Consider the following 23,622-nt stretch of genomic DNA (forward strand, 5'->3'; position numbering starts at 1 on the left):
TGACAGACTCTTTTAAATGTTTCTGCTTTTTGTATCTACATCTCATTTAACCGAACAGCTGATGATATAGTTTTTGACCGTTGGCAACACTCCGTACACCGTGTATGAGAAGCCTTCCGTTTTTGAATAAAATCATTCGATGCTTAAAAGCATAAAATTCAACGAAATAAGGGGTTCTTTTTACACGATCTGCTATAAGCCTGCCCATTTTCTCTGCATCATCAAGCGTGATTAGACGATGTGGGTCTGGAAGAACCTGTACCACGTTCCGTCCGCACAGAGCCGCATACGCCGAGCGACGTGATGCTGTCAGTGCAGGAAACGTAGGATGCTCTCCACAGGTTGGACATTCTTGGTTACGGATGCGGGAAATCCCTATGTCCATCTGCGTGTTCTCCCATAGATCAAATAGATGAACCTTGTGGCGTATCTTATCACGTCTGTCGCTCAGCCACTTCATGGCTTCTGCACATTGGAGGGCAGCTGTCACCTGGACTGCAGGCGAGATGATTCCAGCCGTATCGCAGGTCTGATTGATCGCAGGCAACGATGGCAGAAGGCAGCGTAAACAAGCAGACTCGCCCGGCACGAATGGAAAAACAACGCCTGTGCTTCCAACACAGGCTCCATAAATCCATGGAATTCCTGCCTTCAGTGCAGCATCGTTGATAAGCAGACGAGTTTCGAAATTGTCCGTAGCATCCATTAGCAATATACTTTTGCTGGCAAGTTCTTGAACAAGCTCGGCATCCAAGTTATCGAGATATGTGTGCAACCTCACGTCTTCTCGTATGGCTTTCAACCTTTTTTCAGCTGCCATGACCTTAGGTTGCATTTCCGCGGCGTCCTGCTCCGTAAACAACTGCTGACGTTGCAGATTCGATATCTCCACATAATCCCTGTCAACAAGATGAAGCTCCCCAACGCCCGCTCTTACCAGTGTTTCGGCAATGGCGGAACCCAGTGCCCCGCAACCGATAATGGTGACGACAGCAGCGGATAAATTACGCTGCCCTTCGCCACCAATAGGTCTAAATAAGATCTGTCTGGAATAACGTTCATTCATTAGATTGTGTCCCTTGATAATACAGCCATATAACGAGGATCAGGCTAGCCAGCGCCACTTGAGAGAGTAGCATGAATCCAATGGAATATTGGCCAGTAGCGGCATGAATCGTCGACAACAAGATCGGAGGGAAAAAGCCACCGAGGCCGCCCATCATGGATACAATTCCGTTAACTATGCCTGCCTGTTTATTAAAATAAAATGGAACTAGCTTGAAAATAACGCCGTTCCCCATTCCAGCACATACAGCGATCGCCAAGCAGCCTACTGTATAAAGGGTAATCCCTGGTGAAAAAGCCAAAAGAATCGCAGCGACCGTATAAACAGAGAACGTGCCTACCAGCAGGAACAGGGGCTGAAACCGATCCGCCAGCCAGCCACCGATGGGGCGGAAGAAAGTGGCAATCGCTATGAAGCCTGCTGTACGCATCCCTGCATCCACTTTGGTCAGTTCAAAATTTGATACCAGGAAATTCGGCAAGTACACCGTGAACGCTACAAATGAGCCAAATGTAATAAAATAAAAGAGCGAGAAAAACCAAAGCTTCTCATTTTTGTAAACGCCTTTAATCTGCTCCATAATGGGCGTCTTCACTTTAGCTTCATGACGGTCCCCTAAGAAGAAATTCAAAACGATAAAAACTAGCAGCAGAATGAGATACAACTTCACTGTAGGGGCCCAGCCAATTTGAGTAGCCACAATAGGGGCCGAGAAGGTAGTGACGGCTGTTCCCAAATTTCCTATGCCATACATCCCATTTACAAACCCATGCTTTTCCTTTGGATAATACTTCGGCAGCGAAGTCACCCCAACCGAGAACACAGCTCCCCCAATCCCAAGGAACAAGCCACCGATAATTAAATCCATCATCGTAGAAGCTTCACTGATATAGTAGACGGGAAACAAAAGCAAAATAAAGCTAACGAGAAAAACGATTCTTGCTCCGAAGATGTTGGCATAATAACCAAGCGGAATGCGCAGAACCGATCCCAGTACAACCGGAATCGCCGTGACCATGGCCAATTTTCCGGGTGGAATAGCAATATCCTCCGTAATGAACGGCATAAGCGAAGAAATGATAACCCATACCATGAATCCAAGAATCAAGTTCAATGTTTGTAGCGGCAACTGCATTTTTCTAATCATTTAACTCACCTTTTCAACGTTTTTTCTGTCGAATTATTATTTGAATTTTCTGTCCCCATTGTAGCCGCTAGCCGATCCATTCGAATATAGGGGACTCCCCTTTACCTGACAGGGGACTCCCTGAAAATATAAAAAGCCGCTTCTATAGGAAGCGGCTTGGTCAATTCAAGAGATAAGCGTATTTAATTTGTCACATAACTTGGTCAGATCATTCCGATTGATCTGTTGCTCTGCCATAGGAAAAAGTACGGTTTCTTCTTTTATAAAATGTACAGTCAGGACTTCGAACGCCTCTCCCGCGTTCTTGGTCGCCTCCTGAATCTCATCAAGCGTAAGCAAACTCAGATCGCCCTCCGTTTGATAAAGAAAATGATCGATATAGCCCTCTATTTCACGGTGCTCCTCCTGTATACCGACGAGCGGTCCCTGCTCAAAACCAATGTAGGTTCCTAGCATAGAAAAGAAGTGTTCTTCTTCCTTTTCGGTATGTTTCTTGAGGGGTACCCTAAAATCGATAATCTGCGTTCTCAGTTTTTCCAGTTGCTTGCGGCCTTCTTCCAAATCTAGTATTCTGTGCTGATCAAACCACAATACAATGGCATGCCATTCATCCATCAGATAGGTTAGATAGCGATGCTCATTTTCAAGAATACGCATGGCAGGTTTGGAAAAGCGCAGTTTCTCATTTTCCAGCACGCGGATTTCCTCCATTCATCGGCTAAAAATCCAGCATTTTTTTCTTTAATGCATATTGGACCAGTTCAGGCCGGCTTCTTAAATTCAATTTCTCCATGATTTTCGCTTTGTTCGCTTCCACCGTCTTGACAGAGATGAACAGCTTTTCCGCAACTTCCTTGTTACCGTAACCTTTTGCGACCAGAGGCAGAATCTCCAGTTCCCGCTTGGACAGGATCTCATAAGGATCTTCTGATTGTGACGTCGTATCTTTTTTGATGAACTCACGAACGAGAGAAGTAGCCATTTTAGGATGGATATAAGTCCCACCCCCATGAATGGTTCGTATAGCAAGCAATAGCTCCTCATCTGGAGCATTTTTCAAAACGTATCCTGAAGCACCATTCTTTAAAATATGAAAAAGATATTCTTCATCGTCATGCATGGTCAGAATCAGAATTTTAGTATCAGGGTGGTCCTCTTTAATCTTACCTGTGGCGATCAATCCACTTTCGCCTGGGGGCATGCTGAGGTCCATGATTAGAATATCCGGACGATATTTAGCTACCATCGCATACGCTTCAATGCCATCCGCAGCCGTTCCGACAACCTCCATATCCGATTGGAAGTTCAAAATCATGGAAAATCCACTTCGTACAATAGCATGGTCGTCCGCTAACACAATTTTGATCAAGTCTCTATTCCTCCTCTTGGCCAATCGGAATTTGTAAAAAGACTTTGGTTCCCTGACCAACATTTGAAAGGACGCCAAAACTTCCGCCTACCAGCTCTGCTCGCTCCTGCATGCCATATAAACCTAATCCCGTTCCAATAGGCTGGCTCCCCTTTTCAAAGCCAACTCCATCGTCCTCTACAGTCAAACGAAGCGTATGATCGTGCTCAGTCAAAGAAACTTTAACCATGTCTACCTGGGCATACTTCAAGGCATTGAGAACAGCCTCCTGGCAGACACGGTAAATGACCGTTTCCTTTTCACTTCCATATCGTTTTTGGGAAAGATCCGACACAAATTCAACGACAAGACCAAAGCTTTGTTCAACCCTCTTAAAGTGGGAACGAAATGCCGCTTCAAGCCCAAAATCATCAAGTGTGGCGGGGCGAAGTTCCACAGACAGGTTGCGGATATCATCCAGCAATCGCGTCATGGATGCTTCGGTCTGCTTCATGTTTTTGATGAGCTGTTCATCATTCGTCATGTATTTTAATACCCGCAGTTCAACAACCGCGCTCATCAATTCCTGGGCGACACTGTCGTGCAGTTCCCTGGAAAGCCGTTTACGCTCATTTTCCTGCGCTTCAATGACATGCTTCATCATTTTGTTTTGATACAATTTTTCCTGCGTCTGAAATTGCGGAGTCAAGTCTCTCAACATCAACACCCGTGTTCCATGTTCAGAATCAATGGTGTGAAAAGAAGCGGCATAGGGAACCATTCGGTTGCTCTTCGTTTCCAGATACACCTGAAAAGAAGCAAAGTCCTTGGATTCTGGCATATTGAAATAACAGTCAAGGCAGGTACGGGGCTCCGTTTCGCTTGTATAGCCCCTGCATGTTCCACATAAGGCTCTTTCCTTCCCTTCATAGAGTTGAATGAGGACGTCATCGCCCACAATCTCCTCAGCTGCCGGGTTCATGGCTAGGGTATTCCCTTGTCTATCAAAAAAGAAAATGGCTTCCGTACTGTTCTCAAACAACTTCACCATTAGCGCACTCAAAGAGCCAGTCCCTACAGACAATGTCAATTCACATCACTTCCTTCCCGTTCAACTCTCCAATTCCCTTATGCGCCAAGGCTTCCAAATCACGCATCATGGCTTCGGTCATCAGCTGTTCTTCCCGAAATCCACCAAGCAGTACACCCGCGACACGAGCATCATTCCATAGGGGAACAGCCCCGAGACTCTTAAGTTTCTCGGATTGAACGATCGGATAGTTAAACAGGTTGTCTGCCCCCACATATTGATAAACAGATGGAATGAAAACGGATTTACCGGTTTTAAACACGATTCCTGCTATGCCCTTACCGGATTGCAGCACAATCCGCTTAAAGCGATCATTTAAATTACCGGCTGCATTTTTCCATTTAATTACGTATTGATATTCGGCCGGTTCAACCAGAGCAAGCGCCATGAAATCATAACCGAAATGTTCGCGTATTCGCTCAAGCTCCCTTTGATAATCCATCCTATTATTCATCGCTCTCTCCTAATAGAATTAGGAAAGAAGGCAGAGCCCGCTTTCCTAATTCGATTTATGTCTTCTGTAAAGGATATAACTTCTGCGCACATAATTCAACGGAACACTCCACACATGTACAAGCCGGGTAAACGGCCAGAATGCAAAAATCGCAAAGCCCATAAGTATATGAAGCCTGAAAGACATCGGTACGTCTCTCATCAGAGTCGGGTCAACACGGAATATGAATAAACCGCGGAACCAGATCGAGATCGTCTCCCGATAATCGAATTCCGACTGTACCGCATTCGTTACGAGAGTCGCGAACATCCCCATGCATACAATGGCCAAAAGCAATACGTTTACAATCAAATCAGACGCTGTACTTAAACGGCGCACATTGCGCATTGTAAAACGACGAGAGGTAAGAATCAACATACCGAGGAATGTCATCGCTCCAAATATTCCACCAACATAAACTGCTCCAATATGATACAGATGATCGTTTACACCCAGTGCATGCATCCAGGTTTTTGGTATGCCCAAACCGGATACATGACCCATAATAACTGGGATAATACCCAGGTGGAATAAGAGACTTCCGATCATCAATTGTTTTTTTTCAATAAACTCACTTGATTTTGCTGTCCAATTGAACTGGTCGTTTCTATAGCGGAAAATATGCCCTACAATAAAGACCACCACGCACATATAAGGGAAAATAACCCATAAAAACTGCTCTAGCATCATCATTGCGCGGCTGCCTCCTGTTCTACGCAAACTTTAAGCGTTTCACGCAGTCCCTTCACCAAATGAAAATACGGGCTTTCCATTTTTTCCAACGCTTTAAGCAAATGATATGTGCCGTCTTCCAAGATCGCGATTGGCATGCGGAAGTTTTCTGTCGTCTTCGGATCTTGCGACCATTCGGCGGCATACAGAAATTCACACATGAGCGGCAGGTAATCTGGCAGCTCTCCATCTGGCATTTCAAGACCATACATCTCGTATAGCACCTTTAACTTGACCAACATTTGTCCCCGTTCTTTTGCATCTTCGAATTTAAAGTAAGTCATATATAGTGCACAATTCTTTTGAAAATCAAAGGTTTCCGTATACATTTCCTGAATCTCTTCCATACTGAACTCTTGCATAAGGGACCAGTAGGTGTTCGCATACGTATATGCCGGATGGTTCGGATCAAACGATGTTTCCAGAAAAGCCGGATGAAAATCCAGCTTTTCCGGGTACATGAGTTGCTGAGCGAAAAACCCGAATGATGGCTTGCATTCATACAACTTCGCTACATTAATCACGCCAAATACCCCCGTAGAAGTTTTCTTCATACATTTCTTTGCCCGTTTTCAAGGGCTCTTCCATCCCCATCGAACTTGCCATACTACAGCCGTCACATCCAGAGCCAGAACCCATGTTTCCCATGGTATCGCCGTAACCAGCAGATCCTTGAGCCCGATACGGATTCGAGTATCCTTCTTTATGCGATGTCGGAATGACGAAACGATCCTCATACTTGGCAATCGCCAGAAGTCGATACATCTGCTCAGTCTGCCGCGGTGTCATGCCGATGCGCTCAAGACGGCTTTCATCGAAAGATTGTCCTGTGGACTGGGCACGCATATAGGAGCGCATCATAGCCATTCGCTGCAAGGATTCCTTCACGGTTTGCGTGTCGCCCGCCGTCAGCATATTGGCAAGATACTGAATGGGGGTGCGCATCTCTTCGATAGCCGGAAAGATCATATCGGGATTCTCAATCGAGTCTTTCCCTTCAAAGTAATTCATGATCGGACTAAGTGGTGGCACATACCAGACCATAGGTAATGTGCGGTATTCCGGATGAAGCGGGAATGCCAGCTTGTGCTCAATGGCAAGCTTGTAGACCGGCGAGTTCTGGGCTGCTTCAATCCAGTCCTCCGAGATACCGTCTTTTCTCGCTTGAGCAATCACTGCCGGATCACTTGGATCCATGAACAGGTCGCACTGCGCTTTATAAAGTTCTTTCTCATCCTGCGTAGAAGCGGCCTCAAGCACTCGATCCGCGTCATACAGCATAACGCCGAGGTATCGAATTCGTCCTGTACATGTCTCGGAGCAGACTGTCGGCAGGCCAGCTTCCACACGTGGGAAACAGAAGGTACATTTTTCTGCTTTGTTCGTCTGCCAGTTAAAGTACACTTTTTTGTATGGGCAGCCCGTCATGCAATACCGCCAGCCACGGCAGGCTTCCTGATCCACGAGCACGATTCCGTCCTCGTCTCGTTTGTACATGGCGCCCGAAGGGCATGACGCGACACAGCTTGGATTTAGGCAATGTTCGCAAAGCCGTGGTAGATATACCATGAACGACTTCTCAAAGTTAAATTTAATCTCTTCTTCGATTTTCTGAATATTTGGATCAAGCGGACCGGTTACATGCGCACCCGCCAGGTCATCTTCCCAGTTTGGGCCCCACTCCAAATCCATTTTTTCACCTGTTACCGCAGAATGCGCGCGTGCCACAGGTGAATGCTTCTGTTCGCCAGCGTTGGTCAGTTGCTCGTAATTGTAAGTCCAGGGCTCATAATAATCTTTCATTTCCGGCATGTCTGGATTGTAAAAAATCTTACCCAGTGCTATCTTGGACAGCTTGTTGCCTGACTTCAGTTCCAGTTTCCCTTTGCGGAGCTGCCAGCCCCCTTTATATAATTCCTGGTCTTCCCAGCGCTTCGGATAACCGATACCGGGTTTGGTTTCCACATTGTTAAACCACATATATTCCGCACCTTTGCGGTTCGTCCAGGTTGTTTTACATGTCACGCTGCACGTATGACAGCCAATACATTTATCCAGGTTCATGACCATGGCAATTTGAGCTTTAATCTTCAAGCCAGTTAACCTCCTTCATTTTACGTACCGCAACGTACACATCACGCTGGTTGCCGATCGGACCATAATAGTTGAATCCATAACTAAGCTGAGCATATCCACCGACCATCTGGGTTGGTTTGAGATGAATTCTTGTCGGTGCGTTATGACTACCGCCGCGTGTATCCGTGATTTCGGAGCCTGGCACTTGAATGTGCTTATCCTGAGCATGGTACATGAACATCGTTCCTCTTGGCATCCGGTGGCTGACAACAGTCCGGGCGGTTACGACGCCGTTACGGTTGTATACCTCTACCCAATCATTGTCGGCCAGATCGTGTGCCTCTGCGTCTTCGTTGTTGATCCACACCGTAGGACCTCCGCGAAACAGTGTCAGCATGTGCTGGTTGTCCTGATAGGTGGAGTGAATATTCCATTTACCGTGCGGTGTCAGATAACGAAGCACAAGTGAATCTTGCCCGCCTTTTATTTCCCGGTCGCGAGGGCCGAACACCATCGGCGGCAGCGTCGGTTTGTAGATCGGCAATGATTCCCCAAATTGTTGGAAAATCTCATGATCAATATAGAAATGCTGTCTTCCCGTCAAAGTACGAAACGGAACGAGACGTTCAATATTCGTTGTAAATGGTGAATAGCGGCGTCCCTTCTTGTTCGATCCAGTGAATACTGGTGTCGGTATAACTTCCCGTGGCTGTGCCGTGATACTTTGGAAAGTGATCCTTTCCGCTGCCCGATCGGCCGAGATGTCTTTGAGTTCCACACCGTGAAGCTCTTCTGCCTGCTCATAAGCCTTTTGCGACACCCGTCCATTAGTCGCGGATGAAAGGTGAAGAATTGCATTGGCCACTTGGCGAGCTGTCTGGATTTTGGGCAGCCCATCTTTAATGGACTCATCGTAATAAACTCCGTTCAACTTTTTCATTTCCTCATATTCGTCCGCTACGGAGAAGCTGACGCCATGCGCACCTGCTTTCCCAGTAGTCAAATTAGGACCGAGTGAGATAAATTTATCGTGAATTTTAGTATAATCGCGTTCGATGATGCTGAAATTCGGCATGGTTTTACCCGGAGTCGCTTCAATCTCGCCCTTCGTCCAATCCTTTACAAGACCCATCGGCTGTGAAATTTCGCCTATACTATCGTGTGCGAGCGGCGCAGTCACAAGGTCTTTATATGTTCCTGGCAGGTACTCTTTTGCCATATCCGAAAAGACTTCGGAAAGCTGGCGGTAAATATCCCAGTCCGCGCGGGATTCCCACAGAGGGTTAACAGCCGGGTTAAATGGGTGTACGAAAGGATGCATGTCTGTTGACGACAAGTCTGTTTTTTCGTACCAGGTTGCCGCCGGAAGCACGATGTCCGCGTACAATGGAGTTGTTGTCATCCGAAAATCAAGTGCAACCATCAAATCAAGCTTTCCTTCTACATCTTCTCTCCAGACGATTTCCTCAGGTTTCTGTTCTTCGTTCGGCCGGGCAAGCAGGGCATCAGATGCTCCGAGTAAATGTTTCATAAAATACTCTTGTCCCTTCGCCGAACTGGAAATCAGATTTGACCGCCAAACAAAGAGTGAGCGCGGGAAGTTCTCGGCTGCCCCAGGATCTTCTACAGCGAAGCGTGTCTTACGTGATTTAATCTCTTCCACAGAATGATTGATGATGTCCTCGTTGGACTTCTTGCCTAATTGTGCAGCCTCTTCGGCGAACAGCAGACTGTTTTTATTAAACTGTGGATAAGAAGGCAGCCAACCCAGACGTGCTGCGAGCACGTTGTAGTCTGCTGGATGTCTGTAACTGACATCCCCGCCAATCGGTGACTTCAAGGTGTCTGTTCCACTTTCTTCGTAACGCCACTGCTCTGTTGCAAAGTAGAAAAACGATGTAGCATTTTGCTGCCGAGCCGCCCCTTGCCAGTCTTTTGCAAAAGCAATCGTTGACCAGCCTTCGATTGGGCGGAGCTTTTCTTGACCCACATAATGCGCCCAGCCTCCACCGTTTACACCTTGGGAAGCAGTCAACACGACAAGATTCAAGATGGACCGATAGATCGTGTCACTATTGAACCAGTGGTTGATACCCGCACCCATAATAATCATGGAGCGACCTTTAGTATCGATAGCATTTTGGGCAAATTCCCGAGCAATCTGTACCACAACAGACGCCTTCACACCTGTGATCTTCTCCTGCCAGGCAGGGGTATAATGCGAAGCTTCGTCGTAATAATTTTTGGCGTTATGAGGGCTGTCATTGCGTGCGACACCATACTGGCTCATCATCAAATCGTACACAGTTGCTACGTAACGTTCCGAGCCATCTGCCAAGCGTACTTTTTTGGCCGGAATTACACGTTTGAACGTTCCATTACCAGCGTTATCAAAGTAAGGGAATACGATTTCTTCCCATTGCTCGCCATGACCTTCCACAGTGAGCGCGGGCTCAACCTTTGTTCCATCTTCCCGTTCCAGAATCAGGTTCCATTTCTTATCCTGCTCCCAGCGCTGTCCCATCGTACCGTTCGGGACCAGCATTTCCCCCGCCGCTTCGTCATATATGACCGGCTTCCAGTCCGCATGCGGCGAAGCATCCCCCAGGTCACTCGCCCGTAGAAAACGTCCACCTTTCCAGGCTCCCTCGTGTGGATCAAGCAGAATCATAAACGGCATATCCGTATATTGTTTGGCATAGTTAATGAACATCGGTTCTTGGCGCTCTTTGTAAAACTCATCCAAAATAACATGCGTCATAGCCTGGGCTACGGCAGCATCTGTACCCGGATGTGGTGCAAGCCAGTTGTCAGCGAACTTCACATTCTCCGCCAAGTCGGGAGCCACTGATACGACTTTTGTTCCCTTATATCGTACTTCCGTCATAAAATGAGCGTCTGGCGTCCGGGTAAGCGGTACGTTCGATCCCCACATAATCAGGTAACCCGCATTGTACCAATCAGAAGATTCCGGTACATCCGTCTGCTCACCCCAAATTTGAGGAGATGAAGGAGGAAGATCGGCATACCAGTCATAAAAACTCAACATCTGCCCACCCAGTAGCGAAATGAATCGAGCTCCTGAAGCGTAGCTTATCATTGACATCGCCGGGATTGGCGTAAAGCCCGCGATCCGGTCAGGACCGTATTTACGAATGGTATAGATGAGTTGTGCCGAGATCAGACGCAGGACATCGTCCCAAGTGACACGGACATGACCGCCTTTTCCGCGAGCTGATTTGTAGAGCTTGGCTTTCTCCGGATCTTCCACAATGCTTGCCCATGCTTCCACCGGATTGGCATGCTCCTGGATGGCCGCCTGCCAAAGCCGCAACAGCTTACCGCGCATATAGGGATATTTCACGCGTAATGGACTGTATTCATACCAGGAAAATGTAGCCCCACGCGGGCATCCCCGCGGTTCAAATTCTGGCATATCTACACCGCAGGAAGGATAATCGATCTGTTGATTTTCCCAGGTAATGATGCCGTTTTTGACAAAAACCTTCCAACTACAGGAACCGGTGCAGTTCACTCCGTGAGTCGTCCGAACCACTTTGTCGTGAGACCAACGCTGACGATACACGTTTTCCCATTCTCTATTTTTTTCCTCAAGGATTGACCAATTTCCCGAATAGCTTTCGATCGGTTTAAAAAAGTTGAGGTTGTATTTCTTTTTCATCGATGACCAACACTCCTTTTTAGAAAGAATCATCCCAACGCAAGTTCCAAGGGAAGACTCATTCGCTTACTCTCATTATGTAATTCATTCATCTCTGTTCCCATTAGGGAATGTCCTATAGCGCTACAGGAAATCCCTCGTTCTATGGAAAGATACAAAAAAGCCTCCCCCTGCTAAAGGGAAGCTTGTATGAAGTAATTAATTGTTCTTTTGACCCGTTAACAGGAGCATAATAAAAGAAATGAGTATGATAGAGCATGTCCACGCCCACGCCATAGGAAGATGACCAGCATCCACTGCAATATAAATGGCCGTCGGAATCGTTTGTGTTTTACCCGGAATATTTCCGGCAATCATCAGCGTAGCACCAAATTCGCCCAGGCCGCGGGCAAAACCGAGTATGAAGGCAGCTTTAAAAGAAGGGAAAATTAAAGGGAAGGTGATGTATCGAAAAACCTGCCATTCACTTGCACCCATCGAACGTCCCGCGTTTTCCAAGTCCCGGTCAACAGAAGACAATCCCATTCTCAGCGTCCGATAGACTAGAGGAAAAGCTACTACCACCGCTGCTATAACCCCTGCCCACCACGAGAATATAATAGGCTCGCCAAACCATTGCTCCACAAACCGTCCGAACCCGCTTTTTCGTCCAAGTAATATGAGCAGTAAAAAACCAACAACCGTCGGTGGGAGTACCAAGGGCAGCATAAGCACGGTTTCAACAACCGTTTTCCCTTTAAATAATCCCAACCGCGACATGGACCATGCCACAAGCAAGCCTAATATGATTACTAGAACGCTGGATAACAGTGCAACCTGTAACGATAAGCGGATAGGAGGCCAATATTCATTCCAATCTATATCTTGCATGCTCACTTCGGTATGGTAAATCCATACTTATCCATAATATTCAGAGATTCTTGCGATTGTAGGTATGCATAAAAGTCTTCGGCTTCTTGAATGTGCTTTGTAGCTTTGACAATCCCGATTGGATACTCAACAGGTGAATAGGTTTTGGGATTCACCTCAAAGGCGATTTTTGCCTTTTGTGAAGTTAACGCATCTGTTTTATATACAAATCCGACATCAGCATTCCCAGTTTCCACATATTGCAGCACTTGTCTAACGTCTTTTGCTTGAACCAGCTTGCTCTGTAACGTGTCCCAAAACTTCGCTTTCGTCAGCGCTTCCTGTGCGTAGTTGCCTGCAGGAACACTTTCAGGAATTCCGATTGCAACTTTCTTCACTTCTCTTTTTGTTAAATCGGTTACGCTCGCAATGTCCATCGTCCCATCTGCTGGGATAACCGCGACCAATTCATTCGTCAGCCACGTTTTTTGTTTTTTCGTATCTATTAACTGCTGATCAACAAGGGACCTCATGTTTTTGGTCGAAGCGGACAGAAACAAATCCGACGGCGCTCCTTGCTCAATTTGTTTTTCCAACGCACCAGAGCCACCGAAGTTAAAATTCAATTGAATACCTGTATGGGTTGATTCGTATGAATGCTGAATTTCTTTGAGCGCATCCGTTAAACTTGCTGCTGCGGATATGGTAAGCTCAATAGTTTCAGCCGTTTTCGAAGATGTCTGGCTGGAAGATCCGTTCTGACCCGCGCTGCCAACATTTGAATCTAGTTGTTGTTTCGTACCGCATCCTGATAATAATAAAATGATGGAAATAACCAAAACGAAAACAGTGCTACTTTTAATTAATTTATGCATTTGGTTCGGCTCCTCATGTTAGTTCATTATCAATTAACGGGTTTCGCTATTAGCTGTGCCTGTCTCGTACGTTCGATCAGTGTACAATTTTCAAGAAGAATATGATTAAAAATATCTGCTTCCAGGTCTTCTAACCGCTTCAATACGAGTCGGTGCGTACCACAAGCTTCCTGCATTGGCTCAAAGCCGTTTGTGATCAAGCGCATTTCCTTCAGGAATTCCACCACCGTTTGATGTTCGTCTTGAAACTTGGATAAAATTGGATTTAATTCATCTGCTCGTTCCACTGTTGATTCTTGTAAAAATGCTTCAATCATCGGAAACACAAGGTCCTCCTCATTTTGAATATGTTCCGATAATTCCTGTTTAAGCAAGGTGAACAGTTCATTAACTCGCTTGAGATGCGAATAACGTTCACCGTGAACCCGCGTTAGTTTGGTTACATACGGCGTTAAGGCCGATAGTTCTTCCCGAAGCTTCGTATGATACTCATTTTGAATATAGGCGATTAGTTCTTTTGGTTCGAGTGAAGGAGGTTGCATTTGCTTATGCTGTGCCTGCTTTTCTTCCACTTCATGTATCTGCGTCAGCAGTTCACCAGCGTGGAGGCCTCGATTGGCTGCTGCTTCACGGAGCGATATTTTCCCTCCACAGCAGAAATCAATTCTCAGTTTGCGGAACAGGTCTCCCGTTTTGGGTACTGCTTTCACGATGTCCGCCACCCATGTTTCTTCCGTTAACTGGCTCATCTTCCATTCCTCCATTTTACTTCGATTTTATGCTCAACTTTCATTCTACGTCTCCCTTAAAGCTGAACCAATCAGGGGGTTCCCTCTTTCACTAGTGGAAAGAGCCTGATTATAAAAAATCAGAAAGCAACTGTTCAGCCGCTTCTTTCCCTTGAGCGATGCAATCTGGAATTCCAACGCCCCCATAGCCGGCACCGCATAGAAAAACACCCGGTAAATACTGTGCGAAGTCCTGTCTCATCTTCGCCATATGCTCTTTGTGTCCAATCGGATATTGCGGCATCGATCGATCACACCTACTGACTTCAACGAATTCCGGTTCCGCTTCCAGGCCCATTAAATCTTTCAAATCTTTGCGCGCGGCATCCACAAGTTGATCGTCTGTCATCTGAATCCACTCCTGTGCGCCTGCATGTCCGATGTAGGTCCGTAAAAGCGTATATCCTTTAGGAGCAGTATGGCTCCACTTCGTCGAAGACCAAGTACATGCCGTAATCTTTTTGCCTTCTTTGCGGGGGACTAGAAATCCCGTTCCCTCAAAAGCAAAATTAAGATCTGTGTTTTTATAAGCAAGAGCAATATTGGCTACGGAAACATAGTGAATCTTGTGTAACCAGCTAGCGCTTGCAACGCCGGAAAATAATGTAGCCGCTTCAAAAGCTGGAACAGCGCAGATCACCGCATCCGCATCTATTTTTTGTCCGTGTTCTAAAATGACCTGATAACCACTTTCCTTCCTTACTTCAACTACACCTTGCCCCATAACAAAACGTACGGTATCCAGCCTTTCCTTTAGCCGCTCCACGATCGTAGATAATCCTAGCCGATAAGAAAGAAACATACTTTTCTTGGCGATATCCGGCAGTTTGTCTTGTACTGCTGGCTTTCTTCCCGCCCCTTTAGACATACCCTTAATCAGACTTCCATGCTTTTGTTCCATTAGTTTAAATTGAGGAAAAGTTGACATAAGGCTCAGAGAATGAGTATCCCCAGCGTAAATTCCAGACAGCAGAGGTTCTGTAATCTGGTCCAGAACTTCTTTGCCAAGACGCCGTTTGATAAAATCACCTAGAGATTCGTCCGCATCACCTTTCTTCGCCGGAATGATTAAATCCAGAGCTGCCCGTGCTTTTCCCAGTGGAGAAATAAGTCCAGTCCGAATGAAAGGAGTCAGCTTTGTTGGGATGCCCAGAATGAAGCCCATCGGCATCGTATGAAGTTTGCCCTTATGCAAAATGCAAGCAGATTTGGCTTTCGGGTTTGTCGATACCAGCTCTGCTTCCAGCCCCAACTCCATGGTCAGATCCAATATTGCCGTCTTTCTGGCCAAGAAAGCATCCGGTCCTTTTTCGATCATAAAATCGTTTTGGCGAACGGTTTGCAGCTTTCCTCCCAGACGTTCACTTTTCTCCACCAGTGTGATCTCCACTTCAAGCTGCCGATCCTCAGCCAGCTTTTTCACATAAAAGGCAGCACTTAAACCACTTATTCCTCCACCGAGAATAACGACTTTTTTAGAATTTTTTTTCATGAAAACACTTTTCCTCTCCAACCCCGGGTATATAAGCGCAATAAGGGTCACTCTCCAAATAGTCTCCTGTTATTGCAAAAGCCCTTGCTCTGGAGCCCCCACAGATGGCCTTGAATTCACAGACTCCACATTTACCTTTAAGTAGGGACTTATCTCTAAGATTCATCATGATCGGAGAGTTGCGATAAATATCTGCCAGGCTATCGTTTCGTATATTCCCGCACATAAGAGGCAGAAAACCGCTCGGGTATACTTCTCCGATATGACTAATAAAAACAAATCCATCTCCATCATTTACGCCTTTAGGAGCACGTCCTAAAACATCTGCCCTCTTTTGTCCGTCTGCTACACTGCTCTCACCTGCTTTGTGCTTTTGCTGCAGTACGACCCTCCGGTAGTGGGGAGCTTCTGTAGCCTTCACACCGTACGGCATCTGTTGCTGTATTTGATACAACCATTTCATTACGGCTTCATGCTCATCAGGAGTAATCATATCTTTCTCCATGCCACGTCCGGTTGGAACAAGGAAAAATAAACTCCATAACACGGCCTGCATTTCCTTTACCCTTTCTGCAATTTGCTCCAGATCATGGAGGTTGTACCGGGACACCGTAGTGTTCACTTGAATAGGGATATTCAGCTCCTTTAAATAACCAATTCCTCGCATGGTTGTATCGTAGGAACCCACCGTACCCCGAAAATGATCGTGAATGTCTGCACATGAACCGTCCAGACTAAACGCCCACCGCGATAACCCAACTTGCTTTGCTTTTTCTACCGCTGCTCGTGTCACTTTAGGGGTGGCACTGGGGGTCATCGAAACCGACAGGTTTTTCTCTTCAATTGCATATCGAGCCAGTTCAAACAGATCAGGACGCATCAAAGGATCTCCGCCTGTGAATACAACCAACGGATGATTCATTTCAGCGATTTGATCTATAAGCTTCTTACCTTCTTCTAGTGTCAGCTGGCGAGGATCAGGTTTGTACTGAGCTTCCGCTCTACAGTGAAGGCACTTTAAAGCACAAGCTCGTGTAACCTCCCAGATGACTATAAACGGATCTGTATGATAATCACGCGGCGTTTTCAAAGATATCATTGATGTCTCTCCTTTTAGAAGTATAAAAACAACACAAAAACATAGAGCATCGTTGAAAATCCAATTTCCGCCATGCCAACTTGTTTTGCCTTTAATCCGAGTTTAGGAAGCCATATGGCCCGTATCAAAAAAATCAAAAAAGGAACAAACAGAGGTAACTTTAACCAAGTAGCAAACAACAAAATCACCAAATGATAGATGACGGAAGCATAATGGTAACGTATATTTTTTCTTTCACGAATGATCGTTTTGACATACAAAGCAGTTCCGATAAAGTAAAGCACCAAAAGCAAGAATAGCTCTGTTGCTACTCTCCAATCCTCTCCTCCCCCCATATAAATAACGGGGTATATAAAAGAACAAAAGAGTAGAATTGCAACAATGTCATTGAGTAAAGCACGTTCATTTTTCGTTTTTGCAAAATAAATATTAGCCATAAAAAAGAGCAATAGAAGAGCTCCATACCAGATCAAGGCAGGCTCAAACCATATCAGTGAAATTAACAAAGGAAGTAATATCACTCCGTATACAACGGCGGGTTTGCGGTATCTTTCACTGCTGCCTGTTTTGATCCATTGGAGGACAGGAAAACTGAATAAGTAGATAAAAAACCAGCACACAAATAGGGGGATATGAATGAGTTCCCCTCGAGAAGCAGCTAAACCGAATAAAAATGGAAGAATGAGCATGGCCCAGGCTCCATGTTGATTGGGTATGTATCTGCTCATCCCCTTCAAACCCTTGATCCTTTTTTCACAATCTTTTTTATGTCTGTTATTTCGGTTAATCGATTCATCATCCATTCCCCCAAGATTGAGTTTTATCATCTAACTTCATTCTAAGTATTATATGAAATTGAACCAATTAGGGAGTTCCCTTTTCCTTAGGGGGGAAAATCCTAACCGGAAAAATAACGCTATTTTCTTATGCTATACTGTACTAAAAAAGGGTACAAAGAAAGGATGAACTGTTATGGGAGGACCTTCTTTACGTCAACTGCATGCTCATCATGCCATTCATCAAGGCGGGCTATCTGGCGCTCTAGATAAGACGAGAGAAGTAGAGGAATTACTCGAAGCAAAAGAATTCAAGGTGGCGCGCCAGGCTGCCGACCACTTGATCGAATATTGGGAAACCCGCATTCTTAGCCATGCTGATGCAGAAGAGGAAGGATTCTATCAGGAAATGGTCGAGAAAAAACCGGAACTGCAGGAGGCTGTCGTCAAACTTACACGGGATCATGATCTGCTCCGAATCATTGTAAAAGAGCTCAAAGCCATGATCCGTGAAGAAGGGCTTACGCCTGAAGTTCTTCAGCAGTTCCACGCGCTTCTGGTTGTCAATGCCATCCATAGTCGGGAAGAAGAACGTTTGTTGTTTGAGGAACCGTCATGATCAAGATGTGACATAACGATTCACTTTCTCTATAAAAACGTACCGAAGAAATAGTCCAACGCCTCCTGTGAGTATCCGTCATCTCCTTGCCAAGCTGCTACGGAATAAAAATCATGATTGCCGTGCTGTCGTTTACGAGGCGTGTCCTGTGGAACCAGCAGTCCGGCATATCCCCACACCTCCATGACTACATCACGCTCGTTTTTGCTGGATGGAAACACATCCTTCCAGCGCTTTTCCAATTGACGCGCACTACTTTGAGCATCACAGTTCTGAACAGCTTCGAGCATGTTATGAAGTATAGCTAGATCCTCATCAGAAACCTGAACATCCTCTTCTTGACTGAACAATTCAAGGTCCATCCAGCAATATAAAAGGTGGTTCAGACGAATACCGCCCCATTTGATTCGTTCAAAATTCAGTACATTCAAATCTTCATTGACATATTCCTTATCAGACATCAATTTATTAAAATTACAATCCCCACAGCTACTGTAATTGGGCAAGACGACAGGCCGCTCCCCATAGGTGTGCAAAGGAAGCCTCGCGGTTAATGCCCAGCTCGATAAGGCACTTCGTAAATGAACCTTTTTCGTGGAAAGACTGTGCAAAAACGCTGCTGCCACTCGCTCTTTTGTAGCCTTTTGCTGGTGCAGCTCATGCATCCTGTTTATAATCTCGTTATGTGTAATGGTGATCGGATCGAACATCAAGCCCTTACTTTTGGCATATTCAAAATCCTCACCCGAAAAAGATCCCCGCTCCTGCTTCCAGCCGCTAGAGGACCAGAATGTGTTCATCAGTATTTTTTTCGCCTTTTTATCCACAACACATCTCCCTTACTCATCCAACACCCTCACCTCCAGCACAAAGCGCAGGGGTGTCGTGTATTTTATGTAAGATCACTATTCATCTTTATACTTAAAAGCAATGGCCGTATTTCCCGACCGGGGGTCAAAATAAGAAGAGATTTTCCCCCAGTTCAGTTCATATTCCATATAGGGGTAAGGCTTTGTTTGACGATAGCTTGGCTTTACGGACAAATGTTGCTGTAACAAACGATCATGCTCCCTTTGTCGCTTTCTCTCTCCTTCCTCAGACCAATTATCCCAAGAAGTTGGAAATTCATCTCCCTGGAGCGAAATCTCCACGACAATTAGGTTTGTATTCTTAAAGCATACGGACACAAAAAAATGCCGACACAGCAAAGAAACCTGATCGAAATGATACCAGATGTAGTCATTCCCTAGCTTTCTTACAGAATGAAAATATTTCGAATACCAAGTGGTCTCTAACAACTGATCTTCCGTTAAAGATGAGTAGATAGCACGCTCACCATCGATCTGAATGATTCCCGATTCCCAGTCATTCATTGCTGTCACTCCTTCAGCTATTATGCCAATCTCCTACAGTTACTCTCTGTCCTCATTTGTCCACATGATTGAAAATGGCCTGCCAGGCCCGCTCCAGCACGATGATTTGCTTGTGAAAATCATTTTCCACCTGCTCTACAAAACGATCGGTTCCAGACTGCTCTCTAAATGAGCTTATTAGTAAAAATCAAAGTAACCCCGCCAGACTCCTTCATTCTGATGCTTGGCAAAATAAAAGCTGCCTCCATCCACAATATTCAATTCGGCTTTAGCATCTGAGGCAATCTGAAACACAAATTCATAGCCCTCGCCAAAGTCGATGCCTGGTTGAATAAAGCTGGGATAGCCACCGATTTTGTGAACCGCATATATTTCCTCTACGATGTCCTCAAAATAGTCGGGTTCCTCCTCGTCCATCTGGTTGAGAACATCGCCGTATTCCTCAGGGATATTTTCACCGTCCCAGACCGGATAATCATTCTCTTTAAGTTCGGGGAACAGCGGAAATGCTTTGATTTGCATAAATGCCGGACCAAAATCTTTTTCAACCAAATCCTCTACCGACGTATACTCACGAATACACATATATCCTTCCATGTCCTCATGATCTAGTACATCGGGAGACAGGAAGACCGTCAACAGCTTGACACTGTGCATAGCTTCAGGGACAAAAGGCAAGGCAGGCAAATACAATTGCATGATCGGAGCCATAACCTTCCCCTGTACATCAATGGGTTGTTCCTCCGTTGGCAAAGCCACTGTAACTCTACCAATCCAGCTTTGTTCAAGGGAATCCGACGGCCTACGACCCCCTGTATGAAAAATCGTAGCTTTACGTTTTAGAATCGTTCTTAGCTTCTCAATAGAGTTGCTGGACAACGAAATCACTCCTTTCTAATCTAAAATAGAAACAGAACAACATCCTCGCCTGCTTTAAATCCAAACTCTCTTAATCGATCCTCCATCTCTTGAATCTGATGTAGATAATCTTCCGGCATAGCTGACAGACCCTGTTCATTCACTAATGTCCCGCCAAGTCTGGCGCGCGCATATTCGGCACTTTTCCACATTGCCTCAAACACAGTTTGCGGCTGCACGGTCCGTACCCCATCCATACTGAAAATCAAATCTGCAAAGCGATCCTCCGCGAGTGTACTCAACCCAAAAAAGCCAGGCTCGGTTCCCGTATGTACGCTAAATAGTTCATCATAGCCTCCCTGACCGTGATGGTGTGCATGGAAAATATCCATATCTCCCCACTCCATTCCGAGGCTCAGCATGACATCCCAGATATCCGCTCCACGGTAAGATTGGCCTTGATCCGCTACTAGCCTAAGCATGACAGCGTGTTCCCTTTCACCTTCCTGATCTGTAAATGCTTTAAGTTTCTCCGCTTTTGCACGTACATGGGCAGCATCCTCCCGAGGAAGCACATGAACGGTGCCCTTCTCCTGAAAACGCGCTGGCAGTGTGTTCATAAAGTCTGCAACCTTGGCTTCATCTAAACGAACCTGCATCTCTACATTATCGAATATATCCATGCAAATACAGATTTTATCAAAATGGCATTCGCCTGCCGGTCTGCGCCCCACACTAGTCCACATCTGCAAATCATGGACATGCCCATACACGATATATCCTTTGAGCAATTGCAAAATATCCTCATCTGACAACGTAAAACCACTGAATTCTACATCAATCAGCCAATAAATATTAGCATCAGGCTCCACTTGATGGATTCCTTTTATGGTCTTTACAGGCTCATATTCCAACTCCAAGGCAAGGATGCTAGATACATCCTCACTCCCATGTTCAGGTAAATTCATGAATCTCTCTCCTAACTAGCTGTTTTCACTTTACAGTTTCCTATAATTCTCAATCTATATTAAACTATAAATCACCAAGCACAAAATAGTATAAAAACGGTGCTGGGTTGTTGAACATAACTTTTTAGAATTTCAAAGCTTCGAAAGGGGAGAACTCATGATGCAAAAACTTTGGCAAAAAGGGATAGCTCTGTCTCTGTCTATTATGGTGTCCGCATCGCTGATATCTGGAGCGCTGTCTGTAAGTACACCTGCGGCGAATGCGGCTGCAACCAAGGAATTGCTTCAGCTATCTGGTCAGACGACTTACTATGGAGAGGTTGAGAATGGGCAGCCCAACGGACGTGGTACGATCAAATGGAGCGAATATAAGCAGTATTCGGGTGATTTTGTGAATGGCAAGCGTTCAGGTACTGGAAAATATATAAATCAATACACGGATGCAGATGGACAAAATCATAAAATCGTATACAACGGCACATGGAACAATGACACGATGAGCGGCAAGGGTACGCAGACTGAAAAAGTGACACAAATGGACGGAACCGTACGTTCGAACGAGATTCAAGTAGGTACTTTTCAGAACAATGGATTACAGAACGGCTACCAAGTGATCCACGCTGTGGCCGATCCAGACTTCAACTTCACTTATAAAAATGGAAAAGAAGTGTTAAATATCTTGCACAGTAATCAAGATCTGGTCCAAAGGTGGCAAAAAGGAGAGCTCTTCTCCGTAAATTATAAAAATGGCTCTGTCCAAAAGGAATACTCCATGTTCCCTGAAGAGACTGCTACCAAAGAACGTCAAAGACAAGCGTCCATCAAGTATTTCAAAGGAATTACCGCCAAGGTCACTCCTCACTTGCAGCAGTTTGAAAAGCTGTCCAAGCAGATTCCGCTAAAATAATTAATACGACGCGAAACATGCATTAGCCTCTACGCAAGAAGGCCTCTCTTTCTAATGGAAAGCTCCATTTGAAAAGAGGGGCTTTTTTCGTTTCGTTATGAATGACATATAAGAACTTCGGATCATAACACCTCCTACTATTCTCCCTTATGCCCCCTCATGAACTCATACAAATGACTTATTTTTCACTTAAATCCCCTCCTTTTTTTGCTAACCCCCACTAGATTCACTAAAATATAAGTAATTATTTTAATCATCCGAGGTGGACATCATGGCTAAAATTATGGTTCCTCCTGAGAAACTAGAGGCGGTTTCCAGGCAGTTCGCACAGGCACGTGAGCTGGGGGCACAAATTTGCGGACAACTGTCACAGCATATTCAGATGTTGGAAAATAGCTGGGCAGGAACAACACAGCAGCGCTTTTATCAGGATTTTCATAAAGCTCGTGGACAAATGGATGCTTTCACTCAAACTGTCGGTTCTGTCAGCACAGAGCTGCGTTCCATTGCAGTAAAATTCAAGGAAACAGATACCCAAGCAGACACGGGTATTAATAAAGGAGATCACAGCGGACAGATCGGCAGCAGTGAAGGGACAACTTCCGGGAAAAAAGGACCCGATCCAGCAGATATAGCCATTAACAGCATTTCAGAAGCCAATAAATGGCGCGGGCAACTGGGATTTGCCGGAACAGCTATCTATAGCGGTCTGGCTTCCACACTTGTGCTCACCAAAACAGTAGAATTCAAGAAAAGTCTGAAGAATCCCACTCGGGCGGTTATACATAATGCGGCATGGGTGAAAGGCAAGGGTAACAATGCTTTTATGCGTAATTTAGGCAAAAGCCTAAACCGCCAATTCGCCAAACCCGGTATTGTGATGAAGGGGTTAAAGGGCTTTGATCGATTAGCTGGAAAGCTTCAAATGGGTAAGCTCGGCCTCGGATTCAATAAAGCCAATAGCTTTCCTCAGTGGACGCGGAACGTCATCGCCGGGGTGGAAAAAGGCCGATATGGCATAGCCACCCGCCAAATTCCCGGCATGATTGCCAAAAAGCTGTACCCTATTAATGCCACCATGAATATTGTGGGCGAGGGTATCAGTCTGGCTGGAAAATGGAAAAGCGGGAAGCTTACCGGAACGGATGTGGCTGTATCTGCTTCTAACGTAGCGATTAAAACCGCCGCAACTTATGGCGGTGCTGTCGCTTTGGGAGCCGTAGGCGGCGCTATCGGTGGTCCGGTCGGTGCAGCCGTCGGTGCTTATGTCGGCGGTACGGTGGGAAGCTGGGCAGGTGGAAAAGTCGCCAAATTCGCCGAAAAAGGGATACGTTGGGCCAGCAAACTATTTAAATGACATATACCTAACAGATGGAGAAGGAGC

At 45.7% G+C, this 23,622-nt stretch carries 23 protein-coding genes; 3 read left to right on the forward strand and 20 right to left on the reverse strand.

Annotated elements, in window-relative coordinates; translation table 11 throughout:
* Positions 1-46 precede the first annotated feature (46 nt).
* The 16 genes from MHI21_RS18040 to MHI21_RS18115 form a co-directional block, all read right to left on the reverse strand.
* Positions 47-1,066, reverse strand: a complete 1,020-nt coding sequence (locus MHI21_RS18040; protein ID WP_341163509.1) for a ThiF family adenylyltransferase — start codon at positions 1,064-1,066, stop codon at positions 47-49.
* The gene (locus tag MHI21_RS18045; RefSeq protein WP_342418660.1) at positions 1,059-2,213 is read right to left on the reverse strand and encodes a nitrate/nitrite transporter; all 1,155 of its coding nucleotides are present in this window, start codon (positions 2,211-2,213) and stop codon (positions 1,059-1,061) included. The genes MHI21_RS18040 and MHI21_RS18045 overlap by 8 nt, the downstream gene beginning before the upstream one ends.
* A 165-nt stretch (positions 2,214-2,378) precedes the next feature.
* Positions 2,379-2,909 (reverse strand): hemerythrin domain-containing protein, encoded by a 531-nt coding sequence (locus MHI21_RS18050; RefSeq protein ID WP_342418661.1) that lies wholly within the window; start codon positions 2,907-2,909, stop codon positions 2,379-2,381.
* Positions 2,910-2,931: 22 nt separating this feature from the next.
* The gene (locus tag MHI21_RS18055) at positions 2,932-3,579 is read right to left on the reverse strand and encodes a response regulator transcription factor (protein WP_165178753.1); all 648 of its coding nucleotides are present in this window, start codon (positions 3,577-3,579) and stop codon (positions 2,932-2,934) included.
* Positions 3,580-3,586: 7 nt separating this feature from the next.
* Positions 3,587-4,651 carry an ATP-binding protein gene (locus tag MHI21_RS18060; protein WP_341163506.1) on the reverse strand — a complete coding sequence of 355 codons (1,065 nt, stop codon included), beginning with the start codon at positions 4,649-4,651 and terminating at the stop codon, positions 3,587-3,589.
* A gap of 1 nt (position 4,652) precedes the next feature.
* Positions 4,653-5,105 (reverse strand): GAF domain-containing protein, encoded by a 453-nt coding sequence (locus MHI21_RS18065; RefSeq protein ID WP_341163505.1) that lies wholly within the window; start codon positions 5,103-5,105, stop codon positions 4,653-4,655.
* Between the two features lie 45 nt (positions 5,106-5,150).
* Positions 5,151-5,834: a respiratory nitrate reductase subunit gamma gene (gene narI / locus MHI21_RS18070; RefSeq protein ID WP_342420223.1), complete on the reverse strand. Its 684-nt coding sequence runs from the start codon at positions 5,832-5,834 to the stop codon at positions 5,151-5,153.
* The gene (narJ, locus tag MHI21_RS18075) at positions 5,834-6,400 is read right to left on the reverse strand and encodes a nitrate reductase molybdenum cofactor assembly chaperone (protein ID WP_028542276.1); all 567 of its coding nucleotides are present in this window, start codon (positions 6,398-6,400) and stop codon (positions 5,834-5,836) included. Before narJ ends, narI begins: the two co-directional genes overlap by 1 nt.
* Positions 6,393-7,970 carry a nitrate reductase subunit beta gene (narH, locus tag MHI21_RS18080; RefSeq protein WP_028542275.1) on the reverse strand — a complete coding sequence of 526 codons (1,578 nt, stop codon included), beginning with the start codon at positions 7,968-7,970 and terminating at the stop codon, positions 6,393-6,395. The genes narJ and narH overlap by 8 nt, the downstream gene beginning before the upstream one ends.
* Positions 7,960-11,634, reverse strand: coding sequence for a nitrate reductase subunit alpha (locus tag MHI21_RS18085; protein ID WP_342418662.1), 3,675 nt, complete (start codon positions 11,632-11,634; stop codon positions 7,960-7,962). Before MHI21_RS18085 ends, narH begins: the two co-directional genes overlap by 11 nt.
* Before the next feature lie 198 nt (positions 11,635-11,832).
* Positions 11,833-12,510, reverse strand: coding sequence for a molybdate ABC transporter permease subunit (modB, locus tag MHI21_RS18090; protein ID WP_028542273.1), 678 nt, complete (start codon positions 12,508-12,510; stop codon positions 11,833-11,835).
* Positions 12,507-13,358, reverse strand: a complete 852-nt coding sequence (gene modA / locus MHI21_RS18095; RefSeq protein WP_342418663.1) for a molybdate ABC transporter substrate-binding protein — start codon at positions 13,356-13,358, stop codon at positions 12,507-12,509. Before modA ends, modB begins: the two co-directional genes overlap by 4 nt.
* Before the next feature lie 29 nt (positions 13,359-13,387).
* Positions 13,388-14,107: an iron-sulfur cluster repair di-iron protein gene (gene ric, locus MHI21_RS18100; protein ID WP_165178592.1), complete on the reverse strand. Its 720-nt coding sequence runs from the start codon at positions 14,105-14,107 to the stop codon at positions 13,388-13,390.
* Between the two features lie 109 nt (positions 14,108-14,216).
* Positions 14,217-15,638, reverse strand: a complete 1,422-nt coding sequence (gene hemG, locus MHI21_RS18105; protein ID WP_342418664.1) for a protoporphyrinogen oxidase — start codon at positions 15,636-15,638, stop codon at positions 14,217-14,219.
* Positions 15,622-16,737: a TIGR04053 family radical SAM/SPASM domain-containing protein gene (locus tag MHI21_RS18110; protein WP_342418665.1), complete on the reverse strand. Its 1,116-nt coding sequence runs from the start codon at positions 16,735-16,737 to the stop codon at positions 15,622-15,624. The genes hemG and MHI21_RS18110 overlap by 17 nt, the downstream gene beginning before the upstream one ends.
* Positions 16,738-16,751: 14 nt before the next feature.
* Positions 16,752-17,540 carry a YwiC-like family protein gene (locus MHI21_RS18115; protein WP_341163783.1) on the reverse strand — a complete coding sequence of 263 codons (789 nt, stop codon included), beginning with the start codon at positions 17,538-17,540 and terminating at the stop codon, positions 16,752-16,754.
* 169 nt (positions 17,541-17,709) lie between these two features.
* Between MHI21_RS18115 and MHI21_RS18120 the strand changes: the two genes are divergently transcribed.
* Complete coding sequence (locus tag MHI21_RS18120) at positions 17,710-18,132, forward strand: hemerythrin domain-containing protein (protein WP_025718091.1); 423 nt, start codon at positions 17,710-17,712, stop codon at positions 18,130-18,132.
* 29 nt (positions 18,133-18,161) lie between these two features.
* Here the strand turns inward: MHI21_RS18120 and MHI21_RS18125 are convergent, their stop codons facing one another.
* The 4 genes from MHI21_RS18125 to MHI21_RS18140 form a co-directional block, all read right to left on the reverse strand.
* The gene (locus MHI21_RS18125; protein WP_341163500.1) at positions 18,162-18,959 is read right to left on the reverse strand and encodes a hypothetical protein; all 798 of its coding nucleotides are present in this window, start codon (positions 18,957-18,959) and stop codon (positions 18,162-18,164) included.
* Between the two features lie 78 nt (positions 18,960-19,037).
* Positions 19,038-19,505: a hypothetical protein gene (locus MHI21_RS18130; protein ID WP_342418666.1), complete on the reverse strand. Its 468-nt coding sequence runs from the start codon at positions 19,503-19,505 to the stop codon at positions 19,038-19,040.
* Positions 19,506-19,682: 177 nt separating this feature from the next.
* Positions 19,683-20,384, reverse strand: coding sequence for a DUF1963 domain-containing protein (locus MHI21_RS18135; protein WP_342418667.1), 702 nt, complete (start codon positions 20,382-20,384; stop codon positions 19,683-19,685).
* A gap of 20 nt (positions 20,385-20,404) precedes the next feature.
* Positions 20,405-21,331, reverse strand: a complete 927-nt coding sequence (locus MHI21_RS18140) for a cell division protein ZipA C-terminal FtsZ-binding domain-containing protein (RefSeq protein WP_342418668.1) — start codon at positions 21,329-21,331, stop codon at positions 20,405-20,407.
* Between the two features lie 160 nt (positions 21,332-21,491).
* Between MHI21_RS18140 and MHI21_RS18145 the strand changes: the two genes are divergently transcribed.
* Together MHI21_RS18145 and MHI21_RS18150 are read left to right on the forward strand one after the other, a co-directional pair.
* Positions 21,492-22,238 (forward strand): hypothetical protein, encoded by a 747-nt coding sequence (locus MHI21_RS18145; protein ID WP_342420224.1) that lies wholly within the window; start codon positions 21,492-21,494, stop codon positions 22,236-22,238.
* Positions 22,239-22,509: 271 nt separating this feature from the next.
* Complete coding sequence (locus MHI21_RS18150; protein ID WP_069290106.1) at positions 22,510-23,595, forward strand: WXG100 family type VII secretion target; 1,086 nt, start codon at positions 22,510-22,512, stop codon at positions 23,593-23,595.
* The last annotated feature ends 27 nt before the right edge of the window (positions 23,596-23,622 follow it).

The organism is Paenibacillus sp. FSL H8-0168 (assembly GCF_038592955.1).
GTDB lineage: Bacteria > Bacillota > Bacilli > Paenibacillales > Paenibacillaceae > Paenibacillus > Paenibacillus polymyxa_B.